We start from the raw sequence: 22,312 nt of genomic DNA, 5'->3' as shown, positions 1-22,312 counted from the left end.
AGAATACTGGACGGATGGATCCGATCGTGCGCGTCGCGTCGCGTGAGGTGTATCGAAACCGCTGGATGAGCGTGCGGGAGGACGAGGTCCGTCGTCCCGACGGCAGTCGCGGCAGTTACGGCGTCATCGACAAGCCGGATTACGCGCTGGTGATCGCACGCGACGGCGACCGGTTCTGCCTCGTCGAGCAATACCGCTATCCGCTCGCCATGCGCCGGTGGGAGTTCCCGCAGGGCACCGCACCCGATCTTGCGGACCTCGACCCCGAGGCTCTCGCGGCGCGAGAACTGCGTGAGGAGACCGGCCTGCGCGCGCAAGCCATGCATCCTCTCGGCATCCTCGACGTCGCCGCCGGGATGAGCAGCCAGCGTGGTCGGGTGTTCCTGGCGACCGGCGTCACCGAGGGTGAACACGAACGCGAGCACGAGGAGCAGGACATGCACAGCGCCTGGTTCTCCCGCGAGGCAGTGGATCGGATGATCGCCGACGGGGAGATCACCGATGCCCAGTCGATCGCCGCATGGACGCTGCTTCTGCTGTCGGAGCGATGACTTCTGCCACGCGGGTCGGTCTGTATTGGCATGCAGATCTCACATCGCAACCTCGACGGGTACGGGGCGCCGCCAATCGACTGGAACCGGGTGCGGGACACGCTGGCACGCGACCTGCCCCAAGCACCCGGCACCGGAGGTCCCGATCGACACACCGTGTGGCTGACGACGCTCAACGCGGACGGCAGCCCACATCTGACCCCGGTGGGCATCACCCAGATCGGCGGCGTCTGGTATTTCAGCTCCGGTCCGCACACCCGTAAGTCGCGCAACATCGCAGCGGATCCGCGCTGCACCGTCGGCGTGGCGACAGCTGAGTTCGACCTTGTCGTGGAGGGCACAGCCAACGTGGTCACCGATGATGCCGAATTACACTCCGTCGCAGCATCTTTCGTTCGGGAAGGCTGGCCCGCCGAGGTGCGGGACGGCGCGCTGACGGCCGACTACAGCGCCCCGTCAGCCGGTCCGCCGCCATGGTATGCGTACCGGATCACGCCGACGACGGTGTACGCGTTCGGAACCGCTGAGCCTTTCGGCGCCACCCGCTTCGAGGTCTCTGAAGACTGAGCCGGCAGGAAGTCCCTCGTCGCGAAGGACTTTCTGCTCTGGCCCGGGTAGCGGAGCGGCGCCCAGTCGACGAAGCCTTGCGGATAGCCGGCTAGGAGCCCGTCACCCGCTCGCCGATGACACGATCACGGCGCAGCGTGGCGAGCTCGTCGTCGGATAGGCCCATGGCGCGCAAAATCTCGTCGTTGTGCTGGCCAAGCGTCGGCGGGGCGAATCGGTGATGACGACGCGGCCCCGGGTTGATGCGAAACGGCCACCCCGGATAGCGGTGCCGACCGGTGACCGGGTGCTGGAAGTCCTCGTAGTAGCCGCGCTCATCCAGCGCAGGCACGTCATACATCTGATCTGAAGTGAGCAGCTCCTCGACGGGGATGTTGCGTATCCGAAGCGCCGCAACAATATTCGCCGGCATTTGCGTCCTAGTCCAGGAACCGACCACATCGTCGAAGACGTCGTGGGCGTCGGCGCGCCCGTCGGCCGACGCCAGCCGGCCATCCTCGAGCAGTTCTGGGCGGCCCATCGCGTCCACCAGCCCCGACCAGTCGGCGTCGTCGCGCACCGACAGCGCCACCCAAGCGTCGTCGGTGGCGGTCGGGTAGACACCTTGGCAGTAGCCGCGCCGGCGGTTGCCCTCCCGCGGCTTGACGATTCCGTTCATCGAGTACTCGATCACCGGTTCGGCCGTGACGGCGGCGCCGACTTCGATCTGCGCGACCTCGATCTGCTGACCTTCGCCGGTGCGACGGCGGTGCTCGAGCGCGCCGAGCAGTGCCACGCCGGCATGCACACCGACGATGGGATCGGCCGGGCCCTGCACGTTGCAGGGCGGGCCGTCGGCGTAGCCGGTGACCGCCGACATGCCCGAGACCTGTTCGATGTTCAACGCCCAGCCGACGTAGTCGCGCCACGGGCCGTCCAGGCCGAATCCCGGCATGCGGACCAGGATTACGTCGGGGTTGATCGATACCAGCGACGGATAGTCCAGCCCGAACTGCTCCACCACCCGAGGGGAGAAGTTCTCGACGACGACGTCGACGTCGGCAGCCAGCCGGCGCGCGAGGTCGCGGCCGCGCTGCGAGGTGAGATCGAGGGTGAGGTCGCGCTTGTTGAGGTTGGTGGCCTGCCACAGCGCGCTGCGCTCATACCAGTCCTCGCCCTCGTGCGGATATGCGCCCGAATACCGGAAACCGTCTGGACGCTGGATTGACTCGACTTTGACGATGTCGGCACCGAAGGCTCCGAGGTAGCAGGTGAGGTACGCACCCGCCCAGAACGTGCTGAGATCAAGGACTTTCACTCCCGCGAATGGCAGGGACGGATCCGCGGCGACCGGCCGGGCTTCCCGCCATGGCTCACCGCGCGCCGAAGTGTTCGAAAACCGAAACGGCGGCCCGGGACGTCGAAACGACCAATCGGCGCCGCCACCTTCGATGAAGAATCCCCGCTCGAGGTATTGCGGGCATTCCAGCGTGCCGGCGCCGTCGGCGACCGGCGCAGCCGGAATGCGCAGCGCCTGACTGAGTTCGACGATCTCGGCGACGGTTCGCTCGGCAAGCCACGGTTGGGCTTTGGCGAAGAAGTCGGCGCGCTCGGGGCCACCCATCATGATCGCGAACTGATGCTCGCCGAACTCCGGCAGTCCGACCATGGCGCACACGTCGAGCCAGTGCTGCCCGGTCAGGCAGTTGATCCCGACCCAGCCGTCGGCGGCCCGCACGACACCGAGCATCGGGGCAGACCGGGTATTGACCGGCAGGCCCAGGGTGCGCATTTTCTCGGCCAGCAGCATCGGGTACGGCAGCGTGGACAGCAACGCCTCCAACACCGAGACGTCGACCTCGGTCACTCGATCGGCGGGTGCGATGCGCAGCGCGGTCAGTGCACCCAGGGCAGCGTATGCGCCCGCGACGAATTCGGAGATCCGGGCGCCGGCTTGCACGGGAGGGCGGTCGGGATCGCGTGTGCTGACCCAGCCGGATGCCGCCTGCATGGTCAGCGGCGTGGCCGCTCGATCACGAAATGAACTGTGCCGCCCGAAGTTCGAGATGCGCACAACGACCCGGCGAGGATCGACCCCGTCGAGGGTTCCAGGCGCAAGGGCGTCGATGAGGACATCGGCGTCGCCGACGAGCTCACGGACCCCCGCCAGGTCGGTTTCATCGGCGAAATCGCGGGCCTCGCTGCGCTTTCCGGCGTTGAGGTACTCGAACAGCCCACAGCGATCGGGATCGAGCCGGCCGGCGGGAAACGGGCCCCATCGGCGCAGCGGGTCACCCGATGGCGGTTCGATCTTGGTGACCTCGGCGCCGAGGTCGACGAATAGCTTGCCGCAGTAGGGACCCGAGATCTCGTTGGCGATCTCGACGACGCGGAGCCCGCGTAGGGCTGCGGTCACGCCGGCAGTCCTATGGCCTTTGGCTCCATGTACTGACGAATTCCCCTGATACCGCCGCTTTCTCGGCCGAAGCCGCTCTGTTTGAAGCCGCCGAACGGAGCACCGCCGGGACCGCTGCCGTTGACCGTGATCTGGCCAGTGCGAACGCGGCGGGCGACGCCGACCGCACGGTCCACGTCGGTGCCCCACACCGCGCCGGAAAGCCCGTATTGCGAGTTGTTGGCAATCCTCACCGCGTCGTCGTCGTCACGGTAGCGCAGCACCGACAGCACCGGGCCGAACACTTCTTCCTGCGCGATCGTCGAATCCGGTGTGACGTCGGTGAGGATCGTCGGTTCGAAGTAGTAGCCGGTATCCAAGCCGGCCGGTCGCCCACCGCCGGTCGCGAGCTTGGCGCCGTCGTTGAGGGCGCCGTCGACGTGTGCCTGGACGCGCTGGCGCTGCGCGGCGCTGATCAGCGGACCCATCTGCACCTGCGGGTCGGTGGGATCGCCGACCTTCACTTCGCGGGCCAGCGTTACCAGCCGATCGACGACCTCGTCGTGGATCGGATCGGGAAGCAGCAGCCGGCTGTGCAGGATGCAGGCCTGTCCGGCGTGGAACGAGCAGGACTCGAAAAGCATCCGCTCCAGCAACTCGTCGCTCAGACCGACATCGTCGAGCACGATGCTGGCCGACTTCCCGCCGCATTCGAGCAACAGTCGTTTCATGGTGCCGCCGGCCGCGGCCATCACTTCCCTGCCCACTGCTGAGCTTCCGGTGAAGCTGACCATGTCGATCCGTGGGTCGACGGTCAACAGCTTGCTGGACTCGATGTCCGAGGGCGTGACGACGTTGACCACACCAGGCGGAATGTCGGTGTGCTCGTCGATGATTCGGGCCAGCGCCAGGCCGGCCAGCGGAGCCAGCGGCGACGGCTTGAGTACGACGGTGTTGCCGGCCGCCAGTCCGGCGGTCACCTTCATCACGTTGAGGGTATGCGGAAAGTTCCACGGCGTCAGGATCGACACCACGCCGAGCGGCTCGTAGCGCAGCACCGCTTTCCCGGCGGCACCGTATGCTTCGATCTCCTCTTCGACCGGATGGCTGGCGAGTTCGGCCGCCTGCAAAGCCATGAACGGGGGTCCGTCGATGTGGACCAGTCGCTCGTTGGCGGTGCAGCCCCACTCCTGCTGCGCCAACGCGTAGAAGTCGTCGGCATGTTCCAGTAACGCCTGGCCGAGCTGGTTGAGCCAGCCCGACCGCTGCTCGGGTCCGGCGTCGGCCCACGGCCCGGAGTCGAACGCGGCGCGCGCAGCGGCGATGGCGGCGTCGACCTGGGCATGACTGGGGTCGGGAGCCGAGGCGATCACAGCCTCGGTGGCAGGGCAGATGTCGTCGTAGCGGCCGTTCTGTGGCTCGACCCACCGCCCGTCGATGTAGACCTGGTAGCTGTCGATCAGCGAGCGCGAGCCTGACATGACACTTGGTCTACACCTGTCGGGTCACTGTCGTCAATGCTCACGCGTATTTGACTTATACACGGACATATTGACAGCTTCGGTGCCGTCAGAGTAAACAGAGTGATCCGGACAGATCATCCCGAAATGTCGGATTGCCATCACCTTGAGGGAGGCTCGGTGCAATCGAAATTCCCGCTGCACTCCCCGGACTTCTACGCCGGCGACCCGTATCCCACCTACCGTGAGCTGCGCGCGACATCACCGGTGTGCTGGAACGACGTCACGAAATTCTGGGCGCTGCTGAAGTACGAAGACGTCCGGTTTGTATCAAGCAATCCGGCGCTGTTCTCCTCGACCAAGGGCATCACCATCCCCGACCCGGCGATGCCGAACCCGGTACAGGAGGGCAGCCTGATCTTCACCGACCCGCCGCGGCACCGGCAGCTGCGCAAGCTGATCAACTCCGGGTTCACCCGGCGCCACGTATCCATCCTCGAGCCGAAGATCCGTGAGATCGTGCGGGGAATCATCGACGGTGTCGAACCCGGATCCACCCACGAGTTCGCCGAAGAGATCGCCGCTCCCCTGCCCACTCGCATCATCGCCGAGCTGCTCGGCGCCTCGCCCGACGACTGGGAGGAATTCCGGGCCTGGTCGGACGCGGCCACCGGAACCGCCGACCCGGAGATAGAACTCGAGACGTTCGTGGCGCTCGGCCAGTGCTACCAGTATTTCCAGAAACTGATCGCCGCCAGGCGTGCCGAAGCGCGTGACGACATGTTGTCGGTTCTGGTCAATGCCGAGATCGACGGAGACCGGCTCAGCGACGAGGACCTACTCAAATTTGCTTACCTGCTGCTGGTGGCCGGCAACGAAACCACCCGCAACCTGATCGCGCTGGGCACTCTCGCGCTCATCGAGCATCCCGACCAGTGCCGCCTGCTGATCGACGATCCGACGCTGATTCCGGGCGCCGTCGAAGAAATGTTGCGGTGGAAGAGCCCGGTAGTTCACATGGCGCGCACCGCTACCACCGATGTCGAGATTCGCGGACAGCTGATCTCCCAGGGCGAGGTGGTGGTGATGCTCTATGGCTCGGCCAACCGTGACGAGGACATATTCGGTTGGGACTCAGAAGAATTCAAGGTGACCCGCCACCCGAACCCACACATCGCGTTCGGGTGCGGCGAACATTCCTGCCTGGGCGCGCAACTAGCGCGCCTGGAGGCGTGCGTCCTGTTCGAGGAGCTGCTTCGTCGCTTCCCCAGGCTGGAGTTGGTCGGCGAGGTGGACCGGATGCGGGCCACCATGATCCCCGGTGTGAAACGGATGCCGATACGGCTGGGAGCCTGACCGATGGACTTCGACTACACGCCCGAGCAGCAGCAGCTGCGCGCCGAGATCCGCGCCGCGCTGGAACGGGTGATGACGCCGGAACGCTGCGCCGCGATCAGCGACCGCGTCGAAGGTGGTCCCGAAGTAAGGGAATGCATTCGGGCGCTGGCGGAGGCTGATCTGCTCGGCGTCGGATGGCCCAAAGAGTATGGCGGACGGGGCTTCTCGGCAATCGAGCAGTTCATATTCGCCGAAGAGGCGCAGCGGGTCAACGCGCCGGTCCCGCTGGTGACTCTCAACACGGTCGGGCCGACCCTGATGCAGTGCGGCACCGATGAGCAAAAGCAGACGTTTCTGCCGGCGATCCTGGACGGCAGTGTGGAATTTGCGATCGGCTATTCCGAGCCGGAGGCCGGCAGCGACCTCGCGTCGTTGCGCACCACCGCAGTCCGCGACGGTGATCACTACGTGATCAACGGCCAGAAGATGTTCACCAGCGGCGCCGCGTACGCCGACTACATCTGGCTGGCCGCACGAACAGACCCGAACACCAAGAAGCACAAAGGGATTTCTATCTTCATCGTGCCGACTTCATCACCCGGATTTTCCTGGCAGCCGCTGCACACCATGCCGGGCATCTCCACCTTCTACACGTTCTACGACAATGTGCGGGTCCCGGCCAGCGCTCTCGTCGGCGGCGAAAACCAAGGGTGGCAGCTGATCACCACCCAGCTGAACTTCGAGCGTGCAGCGCTGGGCAACCTCGGCGCGCTGGAGCCGCTGTTCGAGAAGACCCTGCAGTGGGCCACCACGACTGAGCTCGACGACGGGCGCGTCATCGACCAGCCGTGGGTGCAGCTCGCGCTCGCCCGGGTCGAGGCACAGGTCGCTGCATACAAACTCGTCAACCTGCGGGTCAACGCGGCGATGACCAAAGGCGTACTGAACATGGGCGAGGCATCCGCCGCCAAGGTGTTCGGAACCGAGCTGACGCAGCAGGTCGCCCGTCAGCTGCTGGAAGTGCTCGACCGTAACGGGCTACGCAAAGGCGACGATGCGCCACTGCGGGGAGCCCTGGAATCCGCATACCGGTTCGCGGTCATCAACACGTTCGGCGGCGGCGCCAACGAAATTCAGCGCGACATCATCGCCATGGCCGGGTTGGGCATGCCACGAGCGCCCCGCGACCTTCGAGCTACGATCACAAACTCAGGAGGACCTACCCGGTGACCGACCCAGAGCTGCAAGCGAAACTGCGGGCCCTCGTCGGCCAGCCGACCGGCGGCACCGGAAAGCCGTCGGTAGCGCCGGATCCGGTCAATCAGCCGATGATCCGGCACTGGGCGCATGCGCTCGACGATTTGAATCCGGTTTACCTCGACCCGGAGTTCGCGGCCTCGTCGCGGTTCGGCGGTATCGTCTCCCCGCCGGTCATGTTGCAGACCTGGACGATGCCTGCACCAAAACTCGAAGGGATCGCGGAACGAGGCGGCGCGCCGGTCGAAATCAAGGCCAATCCAACAGCATTCCTCGACGAGGCCGGGTACACCAGCACCGTGGCAACCAACTCCGAGTTCGAGATCGAACGCTACCCGCGACTGGGCGATGTCGTCAGCGCGACGACGGTATACGAGTCGGTTTCCGACGAGAAGCAGACCGCGCTGGGCGCCGGCTTCTTCCTGACCTGGCTGACGACCTACACCGACCAGAACGGCGAAGTCCTGGGCCGGCAACGATTCCGGGTGCTGCGATTCAGGCCGCAAAGCTGATGGCCACCCGACTCGCCCCGACGATCAGCCCGGACACCGCGTTCTTCTGGAACGGCCTGCGGGAACATCAACTGCTGATCCAGCGCTGCACCGGATGCGGCGCGCTGCGCAACCCACCGCGGCCCATGTGCCCGAAATGCCGTTCACTGGAATGGGACACCATCGAGTCGTCGGGGCGCGGCAGCGTCTACAGCTATGTGATGCCACACCAGCCCCGGTTTCCGTTTTTCGAATATCCCTACATCGTTGCGCTGGTGGAGCTCGACGAAGGGGTGCGGCTGGTTTCGAATCTGGTCGACATCGAGCCTGCCGACGTCACGGTCGGCATGCCGGTGCAGGTCTGCTATCAAACCTTCGAGAACGATCTGGTACTGCACCAGTTTCGGCCTGCAGGCGGGTGACGTTCGTGGATTTCACGTTCACCGAAGAGCAGGAGACCATCAGCAAGCTCGCCCGAGAACTCTTCGAGCGCAGAGCCACCCCCGCACGGCTCGCGGAGCTCGAAGCCGGCGAGGTTCGCTACGACGACGCGCTGTGGAAAGAACTCGCGTCGCTCGACCTGTTGGGCACCGCGCTGCCGGAAGCGCTCGGCGGTAACGGCGGCGGCTTCGTCGAGCTCGGGGTCCTGCTGGCCGAGGTGGGCGCCAGCGTCGCTCCGGTGCCGGTCTACCCGACGCTGGTCTTGGGCGCCGACCCGATCGCCCGGCACGGCACCGCCGAGCAACAACAGAGGTTCCTGCCGGACGTGATTGCCGGAAAGCGAATCCTGACTGCGGCTTTGGCCGAGCCGGGCCGCTCAGACGTCATCCACCCGGCTACCACCGCACGGCGCGACGGATCGAACTGGCGGCTGGACGGGACCAAAGAGCTGGTGCCGGCCGCGCAACTCGCCGACACCGTGCTGATTCCGGCCACCACCGACGACGGGAACATCGGCCTCTACCTGCTGGAGGCAAATACCGGCGGTGTCGAGATTCGACCGGTGAAGACCACCGACGGCCAGCCGCATGCCGACGTGTTCCTCGAGGGTGCAACGGTTTCCTACGCAAACAGGCTCGCTGGACAGGTCGAGTCGCTGCACACCCGGGCACTGGTCGGGCTGTGCGCGATTCAGCTCGGAGTCGCCGAACGGGCGTTGCGGATCGCGGCCGACTACACCACCGGACGGTCACAATTCGGCCGACCCATCGGCAGCTTCCAGGCGGTGCAGCAGCGAATGGCCGACGCGTTCATCGACGTCGAGGCGATCCGGTGGACCACGTGGCATGCCGCCTGGCTGATCGAACAGGGCCGGCCCGCCGACCGGGCCGCCCGCATCGCGAAGTTCTGGGCCGCAGAGGCCGGTGCGCGGGTTGCGGCCACCACCCAGCAAGTGCATGGCGGGATCGGGATCGACACCACCTATCCCCTGCATCGTTATTTCCTGTGGGCCAAGCACAACGAGCTCGCCCTCGGCCCGGGATCCCTGCAGCTCGCCCATCTCGGCGCCGCCTACCCGAAAGGCCAACCATGACAACGAGCACCACGACGCTGAAGTGGGCCGACATCAATGTCGGTGACGTGGTGACGCCGCTGGAGATCCCGGTCACCACGACGCTGATCGTCGCCGGGGCTATCGCGTCGCGCGACTTCATGCCGGTGCACCACGACCGCGACTTCGCCAACAAGCAGGGCTCGCCCAACCTGTTCATGAACATCTTGACCACCAATGGATACTGCGTGCGTTTCCTCACCGACTGGGCCGGACCGGAAGCGATGGTCAAGAACCTGTCCATCCGATTGGGTGTGCCCTGCTTCCCCGACGATCCGTTGCGTTTCACCGGCAGCGTCACCGGCAAAACCGAGGGCAAGGGCGGCGAGAACTTCGTCGAAGTAACCTTCAAGGGCGCCAACAGCCTTGGCGACCACGTCTCGGGCACCGCGGTGCTCAGCCTGCTCGACGCAGCCCTCCAAAGGAACGAAGCATGAGTCTGGGCGGCAGCGCAGCCATCGTGGGCATCGGCCAGACGGAATTCTCCAAGGAATCCGGGCGCAGCGAGCTGCAATTGGCTTGTGAAGCGGTCAGTGCCGCCATCGACGACGCGGGTTTGGCGCCGGCTGACGTCGACGGCATGGTCACGTTCACCATGGACGCCAGCGACGAGATCGACGTCGCCCGCAGCGTCGGCATCGGTGACCTGACTTTCTTTTCGCGAGTGCCGCACGGCGGCGGGGCGGCCGCCGGCACCGTGGTGCACGCGGCGATGGCCATCGCGACGGGTGTCGCCGACGTAGTGGTGTGTTATCGCGCGTTCAACGAGCGCTCCGGTATGCGCTTCGGAGGCACCGGGCGCACAAGCGCGGAGACCCCGCTGTTCATGGCGCCCTACGCGCCGTTCGGATTGCTCACTCCGGCAGCATGGGTCGCCCTGCACGCCCAGCGCTACATGTCGACCTACGGCGTCACAAACGAGGACTTCGCCACGATTGCCATCGTCGACCGCGCGCATGCCGCCACCAACCCCGACGCCTGGTTTTACCAGCGCCCAATCACATTGGAGGACCATCAGAATTCGCGCTGGATCATCGAACCCGTGCTGCGGCTGCTGGATTGCTGCCAGGAAAGCGACGGCGGGGTCGCGCTGGTGGTCACCAGCACCGAACGCGCCCGCGACCTTCGTCAGCCGCCTGCGGTGATCACCGCCGCGGCCCAGGGCGCCGCCTCCGAGGGCGAGATGATGACCAGCTACTACCGCGAGGACATCACCGGGCTGCCCGAGATGGGTGTGGTCGCCGACAAGCTGTGGAAGGATTCGGGCCTCAAGCCGCAGGACATCCAGACCGCGTTCATCTACGACCACTTCACGCCGTTCGTGTTCACCCAGTTCGAGGAACTCGGGTTCTGTGGGCGCGGTGAAGCCAAGGACTTCGCCACCGTCGAGCGCCTGTCGATGGGCGGGTCGCTACCGATCAACACCAATGGCGGCCTGCTCGGCGAGGCGTACATCCATGGCATGAACGGGATTACCGAGGGTGTGCGCCAGGTGCGGGGTACTTCGTACAACCAGGTCGACAACGTCGAGCACGTACTGGTCACATCGGGCACCGGCGTGCCGACCAGTGGACTGATTCTCGCCCCGGCCGGCTAGGGAGGACGATCATGCCCAAGATCGCGCTCTTGACCGCCGCCGGCGGGCCGATTGAGCTCGCCGAGTTTCCGCTTACCACCCCGGCGCCGGGAACCGCGGCGCTCAAACTGCGGATGGCCGGCATCTGCGGATCCGACTTGCACATCTTCCGCGGCGAGCTCCCGTTGTTCTACCCCTTCGCGATGGGCCACGAAATGGTCTGCGAGATCGTCGAACTCGGCGAGGGCCTGACTACCGACGCCACCGGCAAGCCGCTCGCGGTAGGTGATCGTGTGGTCACGCCATACTTTTGGACCTGTGGTCAATGCCACGCGTGTGCCCGCGGCCGGTCATACGCCTGCCAGAACCTGATGGCCGGCGAATTCCGCACCCACGACCAGCCCCCGCATTTCGTCGGCGCGCACGCCGAGTACTACTACACCACCCGCCGCCAGCCGCTCTACAAGGTGCCCGGAGACCTTCCGGACGAGGCCGTCGCGCCGCTCAATTGCGCGCTGGCGCAGGTGTTGTTCGCGCTGCGCGACGTGCGCCTGGGCGATACCGTCGTCATCCAGGGCGCGGGCGGATTGGGCATCAACGCCGCCGCGGTCGCGCGCACCGCAGGTGCGGCCGAGGTCATCGTCATCGACAAGATCGCCGAACGACTCGACGTCGCAGCGGACTTCGGCGCCACGCACTGCATCGACGCCAGCGGGATCTCGACCGCGGAGATCACCGAGCGGGTCCAACAGAGCACCGACGGCATCGGCGCCGACTGGGTGCTCGAGGTCGTCGGCGTACCGGGTGTCATTCCCGACGGGATCGGATTCCTCAACCACGGCGGCACGCTGCTGGAGGTGGGCAACATCGGAACGGGGCGCACATTCGAACTCGACCCGAGCGTCCTTGTCTACGGCAACAAGTCGGTTCGCGGCGTGATGCTCTACGACCCGGTCACACTGGCCGTCGGCTTGTCGTTCCTGCAGCACACCCGCTTTCCGTTTACCCGTTTGATGCCCAAGCCGTTCCATCTGGTCGATGTCAACGCCGCCTTCGAGTCGGCAGACGCCGGACTGGTGCCCCGAGGGGCGTTGGTGCCGTGACGATCCAGGAAACCGCGATTGATACCCGCGAGCTCATCGTCGAGTCCGCGTACGCCTGTTTCCGCAAGGACGGGATGCAGAAGACGACGATCGTCGACATCGCGCGGGTGGCCAACGTGTCCCGCAGCACCGTATACGAGTACTTCCGCGATAAGTCCGCCATTGTCGAAGCGTGCGCCGAGCACGCGTCCGAACGGTTCTACCGCGAGATGTCCAAAGCCATGGACCGCGGAGGCTCGCTGGAGGAAAAGCTGAGTCGCGCAGCGGTTTTCGTGGCCCAGGCACGGCGGGCCATCGCATCGGAGAAGTACTTCGACCAGGACGCGATCAGCCTGCTGCTGACCAAGGATGCCGGCGTACTGCTGCGCGAATGCGTCGACTTCCTCTCTCCATATCTCGCGGCCGCCAAGCTCACCGGCGAGGTTCGTAAAGACCTCGACGTCGCGTCTGCGGGTGAATGGTTCGCGCGAATCTTGTTCTCGCTGTTCAGTACACCGTCGTCGACACTGGACATGGACGACCCTGAGGTTGTCGCCGAGTTCGTGCGCGCGCATGTGGTGCGTGGGTTCGGCAACGATCGTTCCCGGCCTCGACGGGCGGTCAACCCCTAGTCGGGTGAGTCCGGTCGCGGAAAAAGCGGGCGCAGGGCCGCCGGCGGCCGGAACGGGGCCCACTGCCCACGCGGCTGCGCCAGTCGGTCCGCGACCGCCCACACCACCGCGGGATTGTGCCCGTAACCGAAGTGGCTGCCGACCACCGCGATGTTTTCGGCACGAGGAGATCGCAGATCGAGACAGGCCTGCCAGGCCACCACCCCGTCGTATCTGGAGTAGATCGAAGTCGCCGGGACCGGGAGGGGCTCGGTCTCCAGGTCCAGCGGGGCGGCGGTTCGCTCGACGTGCAGGTGCGAAAAGCGGTTGAAGGCCGCGCTGGCCCGCGTTTGGTTTCGATCCGTGAGGCGAAACGGGCTGCCCAGGGTGATCACCTGCCGCACCGACGACGACCGCCGCCGAGCCATCGCCCGCGCGTAGATACCGCCCAGGCTCCAGCCGATCACGCTGATGGGAGTGCCGTACCGGGTGTGCAGGTCACGCAGGCGATCACCCATCCCGGCGACCGCTTGCGGCGTCGGGCCGATGTTGCGGCCCAGCCGCCAGCCATGAACCCGATATCCCAGGCCGCGCAGAATGCGCCGCAGCGCCAGCGTCGATATGTCATCGGCCAGCAGGCCGGGCAGCACCAGCACCGGATGCCCGTCGCCGCTCGGCAACGCGCGCCGCAGCGGCAGGGAGGTGAGCAGCAGACCGAACTCGACTACCGCTCGCGCGGGATCGGTCACCGAGAGCGGCAATGGCGGGGCGCCGGATCGCCGCGGACGCTCGAACGGTTCGAACATCGGCTCAGCCATAGGATCCAGCCTGCCATCTTGGCAGACTGAGCTCATGGCGTTCATCATTCAGCGCATCAAATGATGCTAGATTTGATGCAGGAGGTACGTGATGAGGACGACGGTAACCATCGACGACGAACTGCTGGCCCGCGCGAGTGAACTCACGGGCATCACGGAGAAGTCAGCACTGCTGCGCGACGGGTTGACCACCCTCATACGCGTCGAAAGTGCCCGTCGGCTGTCCGCTCTCGGCGGATCGGAAAAGCAGGCCGCTGCGGCCCCCCGGCGGCGGGGCTCCGCGGGGTGATCCTCGTCGACACTTCGGTGTGGATCGACCATCTCCACAACACCGACCGACGTTTGGTCGCCCTACTGGAAGCGGATGAGGTCGGGTCTCACCCATCCGTGATCGAAGAATTGGCTCTCGGATCGATCAGGCAGCGCACCGTGATCTTGGAGCTGCTCGGCAGCCTGCACCAGTTCCCGCTCCTTCGTCACACCGAGGTGATGGCGTTCGTCGACCACCGCCATCTCTTCGGGCGTGGCTTGAGTGCCGTTGATGCTCATTTGATGGGCTCCGTGGCACTCATCGACGGGGCGCAGCTCTGGACGCGCGACAAGCGGCTGGTGGCTGCGTGCCGTGATGTCGGGATCTCTTACCTCGACGAGTCGTCCACCAGCGGATGAATCGTGACCGATCGGGGTATGTTGCCGCGATGACCTCAGAAGTACAGACCGCCACTATTACGACGCAGGTACCGGCTAGGCTGGACCGGCTGCCCTGGTCGCGGTTCCACTGGCGGGTGGTCATCGGATTGGGCGGCGTGTGGATTCTCGACGGCCTCGAAGTCACCATGGTGGGCAATGTCGCGGCCCGGTTGACCGAACCCGGCAGCGGCATCAAGATCAGCGCCGCGCAGATCGGCGTTGCCGCCGCCTTCTACATTGCCGGTGCGTGCTCGGGTGCGCTGTTCTTCGGTCAGCTGACCGACCGCTTCGGTCGGAAGAAACTGTTCATCACCACTCTGGCGATCTATCTTGCGGCCACCGCGGCGACGGCGTTCTCCTTCGCACCCTGGTACTTCTTCGCGGCAAGGTTCTTCGCGGGCAGCGGCATTGGCGGTGAATACGCCGCGATCAACTCCGCGATCGACGAGCTGATCCCCGCGCGGGCCCGTGGGCGCGTCGATTTGGCCATCAACGGCTCCTATTGGCTGGGATCGGCGATGGGCGCCGCCGCTGCGCTGGTGCTCTTGAACACGTCAATCTTTCCTCTCAATATCGGCTGGCGAATTTCCTTCGGCGTCGGCGCGGTTTTCGGTTTGACGGTGCTGGTGGTGCGCCGCAACGTTCCGGAAAGTCCGCGCTGGCTCTTCATTCACGGCCACCAAGAGGAGGCCGAGCGGATCGTCGGCGGCATCGAGGACGACATCGAGCGCCAGACGCACGAAAAGCTGCCCGAGCCAGAGGGATCGCTGACGATCCGGCAGCGCAAGTCCATCCCGTTCCGCGAAATCGCCAAGGTGGCCTTCACGCTGTATCCCCGCCGCGCGATCTTGTGTCTTGCACTCTTCATCGGGCAGGCGTTCATGTACAACGGGGTCACCTTCAACCTCGGCACGTTGTTGAGTGGCTTCTACTCGGTCGCCTCTGGGATGGTCCCGGTGTTCTTCATCCTGTGGGCGCTGTCCAACTTCGCGGGGCCGGTGTTACTCGGACCGCTCTTCGACACGGTCGGACGAAAGCCGATGATCTCGCTGACCTACCTCGGCTCGGCCGTGGTGGCGGTCGTGCTGGCCGGCGTCTTCCTGCGCCAATTCGGCGGCGTCTGGACGTTTCTCGGCGTTCTCATGGTGTGCTTCTTCCTGGCCGGATCCGGTGCCAGCGCCGCGTATTTGACGGTCAGTGAGATCTTCCCGATGGAGACCCGGGCGTTGGCGATCGCCTTTTTCTATGCGGTCGGTACCGCCATCGGCGGCATCACCGGACCGCTGCTGTTCGGCGACCTGATCGAATCCGGCGACCGCCATCAAGCCGCGCTGTCATTCCTGATCGGCGCCGCGGTGATGGCAGTCGGGGGCGTGGTCGAACTGATCTTCGGGGTCAAGGCCGAAGGGCAAAAGCTTGAAGACCTTGCCATGCCGCTGACGACCGCGGAAGCCACATGACGGCTCATGACTGCTACGCCGTGGGCATGCCGCTTGCTGGGCCATCGACCGCGTTTCCGCGTCGAGGGCCGCACGATGCACTGGGAATGTGAGCGGGGCTGCGGCCAAGCCAACGGATCCAAGGTGTATTCGACCGCCGCGCAGGCGCGCCAATACGCCACCGCCTTTGACCACAGGGGCGAGCTCGGCAAGCGGGCACCGTTGATCGGACTGCTCCCACTTCGGTTGTGGCACAGGCTACGTCGGCGTCGATGAGTGTCAGCGCTTGGCCAGTGCCCGCAGGAAGAACATCAGGTTGGCCGGACGCTCGGCCAGGCGCCGCATGAAGTATCCGTACCATTGCGTGCCGAATGGCACGTACACCCGCACGTGGTTGCCGGCGTGCGCCAATCGCCGCTGCTCGCCGTCGCGGATGCCATACAGCATCTGGTATTCGAAATCGCCGGCGCTACGGCCGGATTCGCTCGCAAGTTCGGCCGCCGCGTGGATGATCACCGGGTCGTGCGAGGCCACCATCGGGTAGCCCGATCCGGCCATCAGCACCCGAAGGCAGCGCAGGTAGGAGTCGGTGACCTCGGCGGCGTCCCGGTAGGCCACCGACGCGGGTTCGTCGTAGGCGCCTTTGCAGAGCCGGACCCGGCCCCCGGAGGCGGCGAATTGTTCACAGTCGCCCAGCGTGCGCCGTAGGTAGGCCTGCAAAACCACACCCAGCCAATCGAAATCGGCCCGCAGATCCGCGGCGATCGAGAGCGTCGAATCCGTGGTGGTGTGGTCTTCGGCGTCGAGGGTCACCCAGGCGCCGATGTGCTCGGCGCGCTCGCAGATCGTGTGCGCATTCTCCAGGGCGATCTTCTCGCCGTCGCGGTCGAGTGCCTGTCCCAGGGCAGAGAGTTTGAGGGATACCTCGAGGGGGCGCACGCCATCGTGACTGACATCGGGGCGCCGGCCCAACGCGTCGAGGAGGCGAAGATAGGCGTCCATACCGGCGTTCGCACCGTCGACGTCGGTGACATCCTCGCCCAGGTGGTCGATGCTGACCAGGCGCCCCGAATTACGCAAGGCCGCAACGCTGTCCAGCACCGAGCTGAGTGTCTCCCCCGGGACGAATCGGTGTACCACCTTGCTGGTGACCGGTAGGCGTTCGACGGCGCGCCGCAGCCCGTCGGACCCGGCCGCGGCCAGAATCGCGGGCCGCAGCGTGTTGGCGAACAACCCGGGTTTGATGCGGACGACCCGCCGCGCCCGGCTTCGCCGCGCTTGCGATCGCCCGGGCGTCATTACTGTTCGCCCGCCATGTGCGGGTAGTTGTGGTCGGTGGCAGGCACGAACGTCTCCTTGATCGTGCGCGCCGATGTCCAGCGCAGCAGGTTCAGCGCAGAGCCCGCCTTGTCGTTGGTACCCGATCCGCGCGACCCGCCGAACGGCTGGCGGCCCACCACCGCGCCGGTCGGCTTGTCGTTGACGTAGAAGTTGCCTGCCGCGAACCGCAGCCGGTTTTGCGCGACCAGCACGGCGTCGCGGTCGTCGGCGATCACCGCGCCTGTGAGCGCATAACGGGATCCGGTGTCGATGACGTCGAGGATCCGGTCGTACTGATCGTCGGGGTAGACGTGCACGGCCAGCAGCGGGCCGAAGTACTCGGTTGCGAACGCCTCGTCGGCCGGATCGTCCGACAAAAGAACCGTGGGGCGTACGAAATAGCCTTCGCTGTCGTCGTATTCGCCGCCGACCGCGATCGTGACGCTGGCTGCACCCTTCGCCCGTTCGATGGCGTTGACGTTCTTGGCGAAGGCTCGCTCATCGATCAGCGCGCCGCCGTAGTTGGAGAAGTCGGTGATATCGCCGTAGCGCAGCTCGGCGGTGGCGGACAGGAAGTCGTCACCCATCTGCTGCCACACCGAGCGCGCGATGAATGCCCGCGACGCCGCCGAGCACTTCTGGCCCTGATAGTCGAACGCGCCGCGAATCAGCGCGGTGCGCAGCACATCCGGCTGCGCCGAGGCGTGGGCGAGCACAAAGTCCTTACCGCCGGTCTCGCCGACCAGCCGCGGATAGCTGTGATAGCGCCCGATGTTCGTGCCGACCTCGCGCCACAAGTGCTGGAAGGTGGCCGTCGACCCGGTGAAGTGGATCCCGGCCAGCCGTGAATCCGCGAGCGCCACATCGGAAACCGCGTACCCGTCGCCGGCGACCAGGTTGATGACTCCGGGCGGTAAGCCGGCCGCCTCGAGCAGCTGCATGGTCAGATAGGCCGCCAGGGTCTGGGTGATCGACGGCTTCCACACCACGGTGTTGCCCATCAGCGCCGGTGCGGTGGGCAGGTTGCCCGCGATCGAGGAGAAGTTGAACGGCGTTATCGCGTAGACGAATCCGTCCAGCGGCCGGTAGTCGGTGCGGTTCCACTCACCGCGGCCGCTGATCGGCTGTTGCGCCAAAATCTGACGCGCAAAGGCGACGTTGAATCGCCAGAAGTCGATCAGCTCGCACGGTGCGTCGATCTCGGCCTGGTAGGCGGTCTTGGACTGGCCGAGCATCGTTGCGGCGGCGATCTTTTCCCGCCACGGGCCCGCGAGCAGGTCGGCGGCGCGCAGAAAGATCGCGGCCCGCTCGTCGAAAGGCATAGCCGCCCAAGGGTCCCGCGCGCTCATGGCGGCGTCGATGGCCGCGGCGGCGTCAGCGTGTTCGGCGTTGGTCAGCGTACCGAGCGTCGCGGCGTGGCGGTGCGGCTGCACGACGTCGATCCGCTCACCCCCGCCCATCCGGTGCCTGCCTCCGATGACGTGTGGCAGGTCGATCGGATGATCAGCCAGCGAGGTCAACGCGGCGCGCAGTCGGGCGCGTTCGGTCGAACTCGGCAGGTAGTCGTGGATCGGCTCGTTGGCGGGCGGGGGGACATCGCTGATCGCGTCCATGCCCCTCAGAATGCGCGCCGAGGGCCTGCCACGACTTGTCCTATTGGACAAGAGTGAGGCGCTCAGCTAGTAGAATCACACAATATGCGGTCAACCGGAGTCGGCCTGGGCCAGCTGCTGTTGGCCCTGGATACAACCGTCGCGAGCCTGATCGAGGCGCCTCGCGGCCTCGACCTCCCGGTGGCGTCGGCTGCGCTGGTCGACTCCGACGACGTGCGACTCGGTCTGGCGACCGGCGCGGACTCGGCCGACGTGTTCTTCCTGCTCGGCGTCGGTGACGACGAGGCGCAGCGGTGGATCGAGCGCCAGCCAAGTCCGGCCGTGGCCGTCTTCGCCAAGAAGCCATCCGATGCGCTGGTGGCCCGGGCCATCGCAGCCGGGACGGCGGTGGTGGCCGTCGACCCGCGGGCCCGGTGGGAACGGCTGTACCGGTTGGTCAATCACGTCTTCGAGCATCACGGGGACCGCGGCGATCCGCGCTACGACTCCGGCACCGACTTGTTCGGGCTGGCGCAGTCCCTGGCCGATCGCATCCACGGCATGGTCAGCATCGAAGACGAGCAGTCACACGTGTTGGCCTATTCGGCATCCAACGACGAAGCCGACGAATTGCGGCGGCTGTCCATCCTGGGTCGTGCCGGGCCGCCGGAGCATCTCAAGTGGATCGCCCAATGGGGAATCTTCGATGCGCTGCGGGCCAGCGAAGATGTTGTCCGTGTCGCGGAGCGCCCCGAGTTGGGCCTGCGGCCACGGCTGGCAATCGGCATCCATCAGCCCGCCGTCGACGCCCGCCGCGCGCCGGTCTTCGCCGGAACCATTTGGGTGCAGCAGGGTTCCCGACCATTGGCGGACGACGCCGAGGAGGTGCTGCGTGGCGCCGCGGTGCTGGCCGCCCGCATCATGTCGCGGCTGGCGGCCAGGCCGTCCACGCATGCGCTAAGGGCGCAGCAGCTTCTGGGACTGGTTGACGGCGGACCTGTCGACGTGGTCGCGATCGCCGGTGAGCTGGGGATCGTGGCCGACGGAAACGCCGCGCTGATCGGATTCGATGCCATCGACCGACATGCCCGACTGCCCGACGTTCTGGCGCTGAGCGCCAACGCCTTTCGGGCCGATGCCCAGGTCGCGGCGCGCGGTTCACGCGTATATGTGCTGCTGCCGCAGATCGCGAAGATCGGTTCGCTGACCTCCTGGATTCGCGGCACCATCGCCGCATTGCGCAGCGAGCTCGGACTGCGGTTGCGGGCCGTCATCGCCGCGCCGCTCACGGGCCTCGCCGGTTTGCCCGCAGCACGCGCGGAGGTGGACCGCGTGCTGGACAGCGCTGGGCGCCACCCGGATTCGATCGGCGAGGTGACGTCGCTGGCCGAAGCGCGCACCACGGTGCTGCTCGACGAGATCGTCACAATGGTCGGCGCCGACGAGCGGTTCGTCGACCCACGCCTGCGCGACCTGCAGGCCCACCACCCGGTGCTGGCCCAGACATTGAGGGCCCATCTGGATAGTTTCGGTGACGTCGGTGCCGCCGCGCAGCAGCTGCACGTGCACCCAAATACAGTGCGTTATCGGGCCCGCAGGATCGAGAAACTACTGTCGACGTCGCTGGCCGATCCGGATGTGCGGCTTGTGCTTTCGCTCGGGCTACGGGCTATCGAGCGCTCGGGATGACGGCGCTTCCGGCTCGGCGGCCACTTGCGCGTCACGCCCCGCGCCTGCCGACATGGCCGCGGCCTCGCCGCGAGCCAGGGCCACGGTCGAGACGATCACCAGCACAACCGCCGCCACCAACAGGACCCACTCCGGACCAGAAGCTTCCAGCGTCTCGTTGAGTACTGTGACCCCCAGCGCCACGGCGACCACCGGCTTTGCCACGGTCATCGTCGGCAGCGAGGCGGTCAGCGAGCCAGCGCGAAATGCCGACTGCTGAAAGATCATCCCGGCCACCCCGGCGAGTATCCAGGCATACAACTCAGGGGCATGCAGAAGGTTGCCCTTGTGTTCGAGCACATCGACGACGCCCTTGGTCAGCACGGCGAACAGCGCCAACGACGAACCCGACACCGCCGCCAGCAGCACCGCCGAGGCCGGGCGATCAGACCAAATCCGGGCGCCCGCCACACACAACGCGTACGCCGGGCCCATGACGAAGGCCACGACGATCCAAGCCTCCAACGAACCGCGGGATTGGCCGGCCGTCGGATCCCCGGCCGTGACGACCACCGCCAATGCCGCGGCCAGCACTACCGCCCAGATCCACTCCGAGCGGGTTATCCGATGACCGGTCACCCGCGCGTAGATGGGTAAGGCGAACAGCAGCACCGTCACCTGCAGCGCCGTGACCAACATGACCGAGCCCTTGTCGAGCGCCGCAGCAAGCAGGCAGTAACTGGCGATGTCCCCCAAACCGCCCAGCCACCACCGACCGTCGCGCACCAACATGCCGAACAGCGCCAAGTGGCCGACCCGTTCGTCGGTGATCTGCTGCGCAATGCGCTGACGGACCACGCTGCCGATGGCGGCCGCCAGCGCCGCGCACAGGGCGAGAAAGCCCGCGATATCGGTATTCGACATGGGGTGACCTCCTCGCCGACGTCCGGCCGCAAGCCGTCCGTACTCGCCACCCGTGACGTTGGCACAGGCTAGCGCACTAGTTGCTGTCTCAAAGCGGAAATTTAGTACTCGTGAGCTGTTCGGACAGCTCCCACAGCGCCGCGGCAGTAGTTGCGCGCTTCGCGGGCCAGTTGCGCCAGGTCGGCTGGCTGCGACCATAAAACGCGAATCGCGGGCCGACGAACGTGTCGCCGGGCAGATCCTGCCACACCGCGTACAACGTCTGCCGGGCGCCGAAGTCGGCATCGGTGGACACCACCCGATCGACGGCCATCACCACCGCGTCGCTCACTTTGCGTCCGGATTGGCCTTGCAGGTTGGTATGCGACCAGCCGGGGTGGGCGGCCAGCGCGCGCAGCGACGTGCCGACGGTCTCCAGGCGCCGCTGCAGCTCGCTGGTGAACAGCAGGTTGGCCAGCTTCGACTGGCTGTACGCCAGCCACCGAGAATACGGCCGGGACTGCCAGTTCAGATCCTTGAGGCTGATGTAGCCGAACATGTGCATGAGCGACGAGACGGTCACCACCCGGTCCGTGAGCTTGGGCAACAGCAGGTTGGTCAGCGCGAAATGCCCGAGGTGATTGGTGCCGATATGGCGCTCGAAGCCGTCGACGGTGAGCGCAAAGTCGACGGCCATGATCCCGGCGTTGTTGACCAGGACGTCAACCGCGTCGACACCGTCGGCGAAATCCCGCACCGAGCACAGGTCCTGCAAATCGAGTGGACGCACCTCGACCTGCCCGGTCATCCGCGCCGCGGCCGCTTTGCCTTTCTCGACATTGCGCACGGCCAGGGTGACGTGGGCGCCGACTCGGGCCAACTCGCGCGCGGTCACCTCGCCCAGCCCCGCGTTGGCGCCGGTGACGATGACGGTGCGTCCGGCGAACGACGGCAGGTCTGCTGCGGTCCAAGCGGGCATGGCAGCCACCATAATCGGCCGTTGCCAGGCGTTGCTCGTCGACG

General features: G+C 66.2%; 22 protein-coding genes. 15 read left to right on the top strand and 7 right to left on the bottom strand.

Going from position 1 to position 22,312, the window contains the following annotated elements; all coding sequences use genetic code 11:
* The first annotated feature begins 14 nt into the window (after positions 1-14).
* Complete coding sequence (locus AWC06_RS01670; protein WP_085193728.1) at positions 15-551, top strand: NUDIX domain-containing protein; 537 nt, start codon at positions 15-17, stop codon at positions 549-551.
* A 30-nt stretch (positions 552-581) separates the two neighbouring features.
* Positions 582-1,118 (top strand): pyridoxamine 5'-phosphate oxidase family protein, encoded by a 537-nt coding sequence (locus tag AWC06_RS01665; RefSeq protein ID WP_085193726.1) that lies wholly within the window; start codon positions 582-584, stop codon positions 1,116-1,118.
* A 91-nt stretch (positions 1,119-1,209) separates the two neighbouring features.
* On the opposite strand, the gene AWC06_RS01660 is transcribed toward AWC06_RS01665, so the two are convergent.
* Both AWC06_RS01660 and AWC06_RS01655 read right to left on the bottom strand, forming a co-directional pair.
* Positions 1,210-3,513 carry a CaiB/BaiF CoA-transferase family protein gene (locus AWC06_RS01660; RefSeq protein ID WP_085193724.1) on the bottom strand — a complete coding sequence of 768 codons (2,304 nt, stop codon included), beginning with the start codon at positions 3,511-3,513 and terminating at the stop codon, positions 1,210-1,212.
* A complete protein-coding gene (locus AWC06_RS01655; RefSeq protein WP_085193722.1) occupies positions 3,510-4,973 on the bottom strand; it encodes an aldehyde dehydrogenase family protein in 1,464 nt (487 codons plus the stop codon). The genes AWC06_RS01660 and AWC06_RS01655 overlap by 4 nt, the downstream gene beginning before the upstream one ends.
* 177 nt (positions 4,974-5,150) lie before the next feature.
* Here AWC06_RS01655 and AWC06_RS01650 point away from each other — a divergent pair, with 177 nt between their 5' ends.
* From AWC06_RS01650 to AWC06_RS01610, 9 genes are read left to right on the top strand one after another with little or no spacing between them, the layout of a single operon-like run.
* Positions 5,151-6,308: a cytochrome P450 gene (locus AWC06_RS01650; protein ID WP_372457983.1), complete on the top strand. Its 1,158-nt coding sequence runs from the start codon at positions 5,151-5,153 to the stop codon at positions 6,306-6,308.
* 3 nt (positions 6,309-6,311) lie between these two features.
* Complete coding sequence (locus AWC06_RS01645) at positions 6,312-7,520, top strand: acyl-CoA dehydrogenase family protein (protein ID WP_085193720.1); 1,209 nt, start codon at positions 6,312-6,314, stop codon at positions 7,518-7,520.
* Complete coding sequence (locus AWC06_RS01640) at positions 7,517-8,059, top strand: FAS1-like dehydratase domain-containing protein (protein ID WP_085193718.1); 543 nt, start codon at positions 7,517-7,519, stop codon at positions 8,057-8,059. Before AWC06_RS01645 ends, AWC06_RS01640 begins: the two co-directional genes overlap by 4 nt.
* Positions 8,059-8,460, top strand: a complete 402-nt coding sequence (locus tag AWC06_RS01635) for a Zn-ribbon domain-containing OB-fold protein (protein ID WP_085193716.1) — start codon at positions 8,059-8,061, stop codon at positions 8,458-8,460. Before AWC06_RS01640 ends, AWC06_RS01635 begins: the two co-directional genes overlap by 1 nt.
* A 5-nt stretch (positions 8,461-8,465) precedes the next feature.
* Positions 8,466-9,572 (top strand): acyl-CoA dehydrogenase family protein, encoded by a 1,107-nt coding sequence (locus AWC06_RS01630; protein WP_085193972.1) that lies wholly within the window; start codon positions 8,466-8,468, stop codon positions 9,570-9,572.
* Positions 9,569-10,027, top strand: a complete 459-nt coding sequence (locus tag AWC06_RS01625) for a MaoC family dehydratase (protein WP_085193714.1) — start codon at positions 9,569-9,571, stop codon at positions 10,025-10,027. The genes AWC06_RS01630 and AWC06_RS01625 overlap by 4 nt, the downstream gene beginning before the upstream one ends.
* Positions 10,024-11,187 (top strand): lipid-transfer protein, encoded by a 1,164-nt coding sequence (locus AWC06_RS01620; RefSeq protein ID WP_085193712.1) that lies wholly within the window; start codon positions 10,024-10,026, stop codon positions 11,185-11,187. The genes AWC06_RS01625 and AWC06_RS01620 overlap by 4 nt, the downstream gene beginning before the upstream one ends.
* 11 nt (positions 11,188-11,198) lie before the next feature.
* Positions 11,199-12,269, top strand: a complete 1,071-nt coding sequence (locus AWC06_RS01615; protein WP_085193711.1) for a zinc-binding dehydrogenase — start codon at positions 11,199-11,201, stop codon at positions 12,267-12,269.
* A complete protein-coding gene (locus AWC06_RS01610; protein WP_085193709.1) occupies positions 12,266-12,880 on the top strand; it encodes a TetR/AcrR family transcriptional regulator in 615 nt (204 codons plus the stop codon). Before AWC06_RS01615 ends, AWC06_RS01610 begins: the two co-directional genes overlap by 4 nt.
* Here the strand turns inward: AWC06_RS01610 and AWC06_RS01605 are convergent.
* The gene (locus tag AWC06_RS01605; RefSeq protein ID WP_085193707.1) at positions 12,877-13,677 is read right to left on the bottom strand and encodes an esterase/lipase family protein; all 801 of its coding nucleotides are present in this window, start codon (positions 13,675-13,677) and stop codon (positions 12,877-12,879) included. The two genes, AWC06_RS01610 and AWC06_RS01605, sit on opposite strands and share 4 nt — an antisense overlap.
* Before the next feature lie 91 nt (positions 13,678-13,768).
* Here AWC06_RS01605 and AWC06_RS01600 point away from each other — a divergent pair, with 91 nt between their 5' ends.
* From AWC06_RS01600 to AWC06_RS01590, 3 genes are read left to right on the top strand one after another with little or no spacing between them, the layout of a single operon-like run.
* Entirely contained in the window at positions 13,769-13,966 is a 198-nt protein-coding gene (locus AWC06_RS01600) for a type II toxin-antitoxin system VapB family antitoxin (RefSeq protein WP_085193706.1), read from the top strand.
* Positions 13,963-14,346 carry a type II toxin-antitoxin system VapC family toxin gene (locus tag AWC06_RS01595; protein ID WP_085193704.1) on the top strand — a complete coding sequence of 128 codons (384 nt, stop codon included), beginning with the start codon at positions 13,963-13,965 and terminating at the stop codon, positions 14,344-14,346. Before AWC06_RS01600 ends, AWC06_RS01595 begins: the two co-directional genes overlap by 4 nt.
* A 29-nt stretch (positions 14,347-14,375) precedes the next feature.
* Positions 14,376-15,827 (top strand): MFS transporter, encoded by a 1,452-nt coding sequence (locus tag AWC06_RS01590; RefSeq protein WP_085193702.1) that lies wholly within the window; start codon positions 14,376-14,378, stop codon positions 15,825-15,827.
* Between the two features lie 258 nt (positions 15,828-16,085).
* On the opposite strand, the gene AWC06_RS01580 is transcribed toward AWC06_RS01590, so the two are convergent.
* Positions 16,086-17,105 carry a proline dehydrogenase family protein gene (locus AWC06_RS01580; protein WP_085193699.1) on the bottom strand — a complete coding sequence of 340 codons (1,020 nt, stop codon included), beginning with the start codon at positions 17,103-17,105 and terminating at the stop codon, positions 16,086-16,088.
* Positions 17,105-18,739: an L-glutamate gamma-semialdehyde dehydrogenase gene (gene pruA, locus AWC06_RS01575; protein WP_085193697.1), complete on the bottom strand. Its 1,635-nt coding sequence runs from the start codon at positions 18,737-18,739 to the stop codon at positions 17,105-17,107. The genes AWC06_RS01580 and pruA overlap by 1 nt, the downstream gene beginning before the upstream one ends.
* Positions 18,740-18,823: 84 nt before the next feature.
* Here pruA and AWC06_RS01570 point away from each other — a divergent pair, with 84 nt between their 5' ends.
* Positions 18,824-20,407: a PucR family transcriptional regulator gene (locus tag AWC06_RS01570; RefSeq protein ID WP_085193695.1), complete on the top strand. Its 1,584-nt coding sequence runs from the start codon at positions 18,824-18,826 to the stop codon at positions 20,405-20,407.
* Here AWC06_RS01570 and AWC06_RS01565 read toward each other — a convergent pair.
* Together AWC06_RS01565 and AWC06_RS01560 are read right to left on the bottom strand one after the other, a co-directional pair.
* Positions 20,381-21,310 (bottom strand): DMT family transporter, encoded by a 930-nt coding sequence (locus AWC06_RS01565; RefSeq protein ID WP_085193693.1) that lies wholly within the window; start codon positions 21,308-21,310, stop codon positions 20,381-20,383. The genes AWC06_RS01570 and AWC06_RS01565 overlap by 27 nt on opposite strands.
* An 88-nt stretch (positions 21,311-21,398) precedes the next feature.
* Positions 21,399-22,268 (bottom strand): oxidoreductase, encoded by an 870-nt coding sequence (locus AWC06_RS01560; protein ID WP_085193970.1) that lies wholly within the window; start codon positions 22,266-22,268, stop codon positions 21,399-21,401.
* Between the last annotated feature and the right edge of the window lie 44 nt (positions 22,269-22,312).

Source organism: Mycobacterium fragae (assembly GCF_002102185.1).
Lineage (GTDB): Bacteria > Actinomycetota > Actinomycetes > Mycobacteriales > Mycobacteriaceae > Mycobacterium > Mycobacterium fragae.
Note: the sequence above shows the minus strand (reverse complement) of the source record. Positions and strands in the feature narration are given on the sequence as shown.

Bases quoted from the DNA above. Each gene is read 5' to 3' on its own strand.
- AWC06_RS01670 (WP_085193728.1), top strand. From the start codon at position 15: ATGGATCCGATCGTGCGCGTCGCGTCGCGTGAGGTGTATCGAAACCGC.
- AWC06_RS01665 (WP_085193726.1), top strand. From the start codon at position 582: ATGCAGATCTCACATCGCAACCTCGACGGGTACGGGGCGCCGCCAATC.
- AWC06_RS01655 (WP_085193722.1), bottom strand. From the start codon at position 4,973: ATGTCAGGCTCGCGCTCGCTGATCGACAGCTACCAGGTCTACATCGAC.
- AWC06_RS01645 (WP_085193720.1), top strand. From the start codon at position 6,312: ATGGACTTCGACTACACGCCCGAGCAGCAGCAGCTGCGCGCCGAGATC.
- AWC06_RS01635 (WP_085193716.1), top strand. From the start codon at position 8,059: ATGGCCACCCGACTCGCCCCGACGATCAGCCCGGACACCGCGTTCTTC.
- AWC06_RS01625 (WP_085193714.1), top strand. From the start codon at position 9,569: ATGACAACGAGCACCACGACGCTGAAGTGGGCCGACATCAATGTCGGT.
- AWC06_RS01620 (WP_085193712.1), top strand. From the start codon at position 10,024: ATGAGTCTGGGCGGCAGCGCAGCCATCGTGGGCATCGGCCAGACGGAA.
- AWC06_RS01615 (WP_085193711.1), top strand. From the start codon at position 11,199: ATGCCCAAGATCGCGCTCTTGACCGCCGCCGGCGGGCCGATTGAGCTC.
- AWC06_RS01605 (WP_085193707.1), bottom strand. From the start codon at position 13,677: ATGGCTGAGCCGATGTTCGAACCGTTCGAGCGTCCGCGGCGATCCGGC.
- AWC06_RS01600 (WP_085193706.1), top strand. From the start codon at position 13,769: ATGAGGACGACGGTAACCATCGACGACGAACTGCTGGCCCGCGCGAGT.
- AWC06_RS01590 (WP_085193702.1), top strand. From the start codon at position 14,376: ATGACCTCAGAAGTACAGACCGCCACTATTACGACGCAGGTACCGGCT.
- AWC06_RS01580 (WP_085193699.1), bottom strand. From the start codon at position 17,105: ATGACGCCCGGGCGATCGCAAGCGCGGCGAAGCCGGGCGCGGCGGGTC.
- pruA (WP_085193697.1), bottom strand. From the start codon at position 18,739: ATGGACGCGATCAGCGATGTCCCCCCGCCCGCCAACGAGCCGATCCAC.
- AWC06_RS01570 (WP_085193695.1), top strand. From the start codon at position 18,824: ATGCGGTCAACCGGAGTCGGCCTGGGCCAGCTGCTGTTGGCCCTGGAT.
- AWC06_RS01565 (WP_085193693.1), bottom strand. From the start codon at position 21,310: ATGTCGAATACCGATATCGCGGGCTTTCTCGCCCTGTGCGCGGCGCTG.
- AWC06_RS01560 (WP_085193970.1), bottom strand. From the start codon at position 22,268: ATGCCCGCTTGGACCGCAGCAGACCTGCCGTCGTTCGCCGGACGCACC.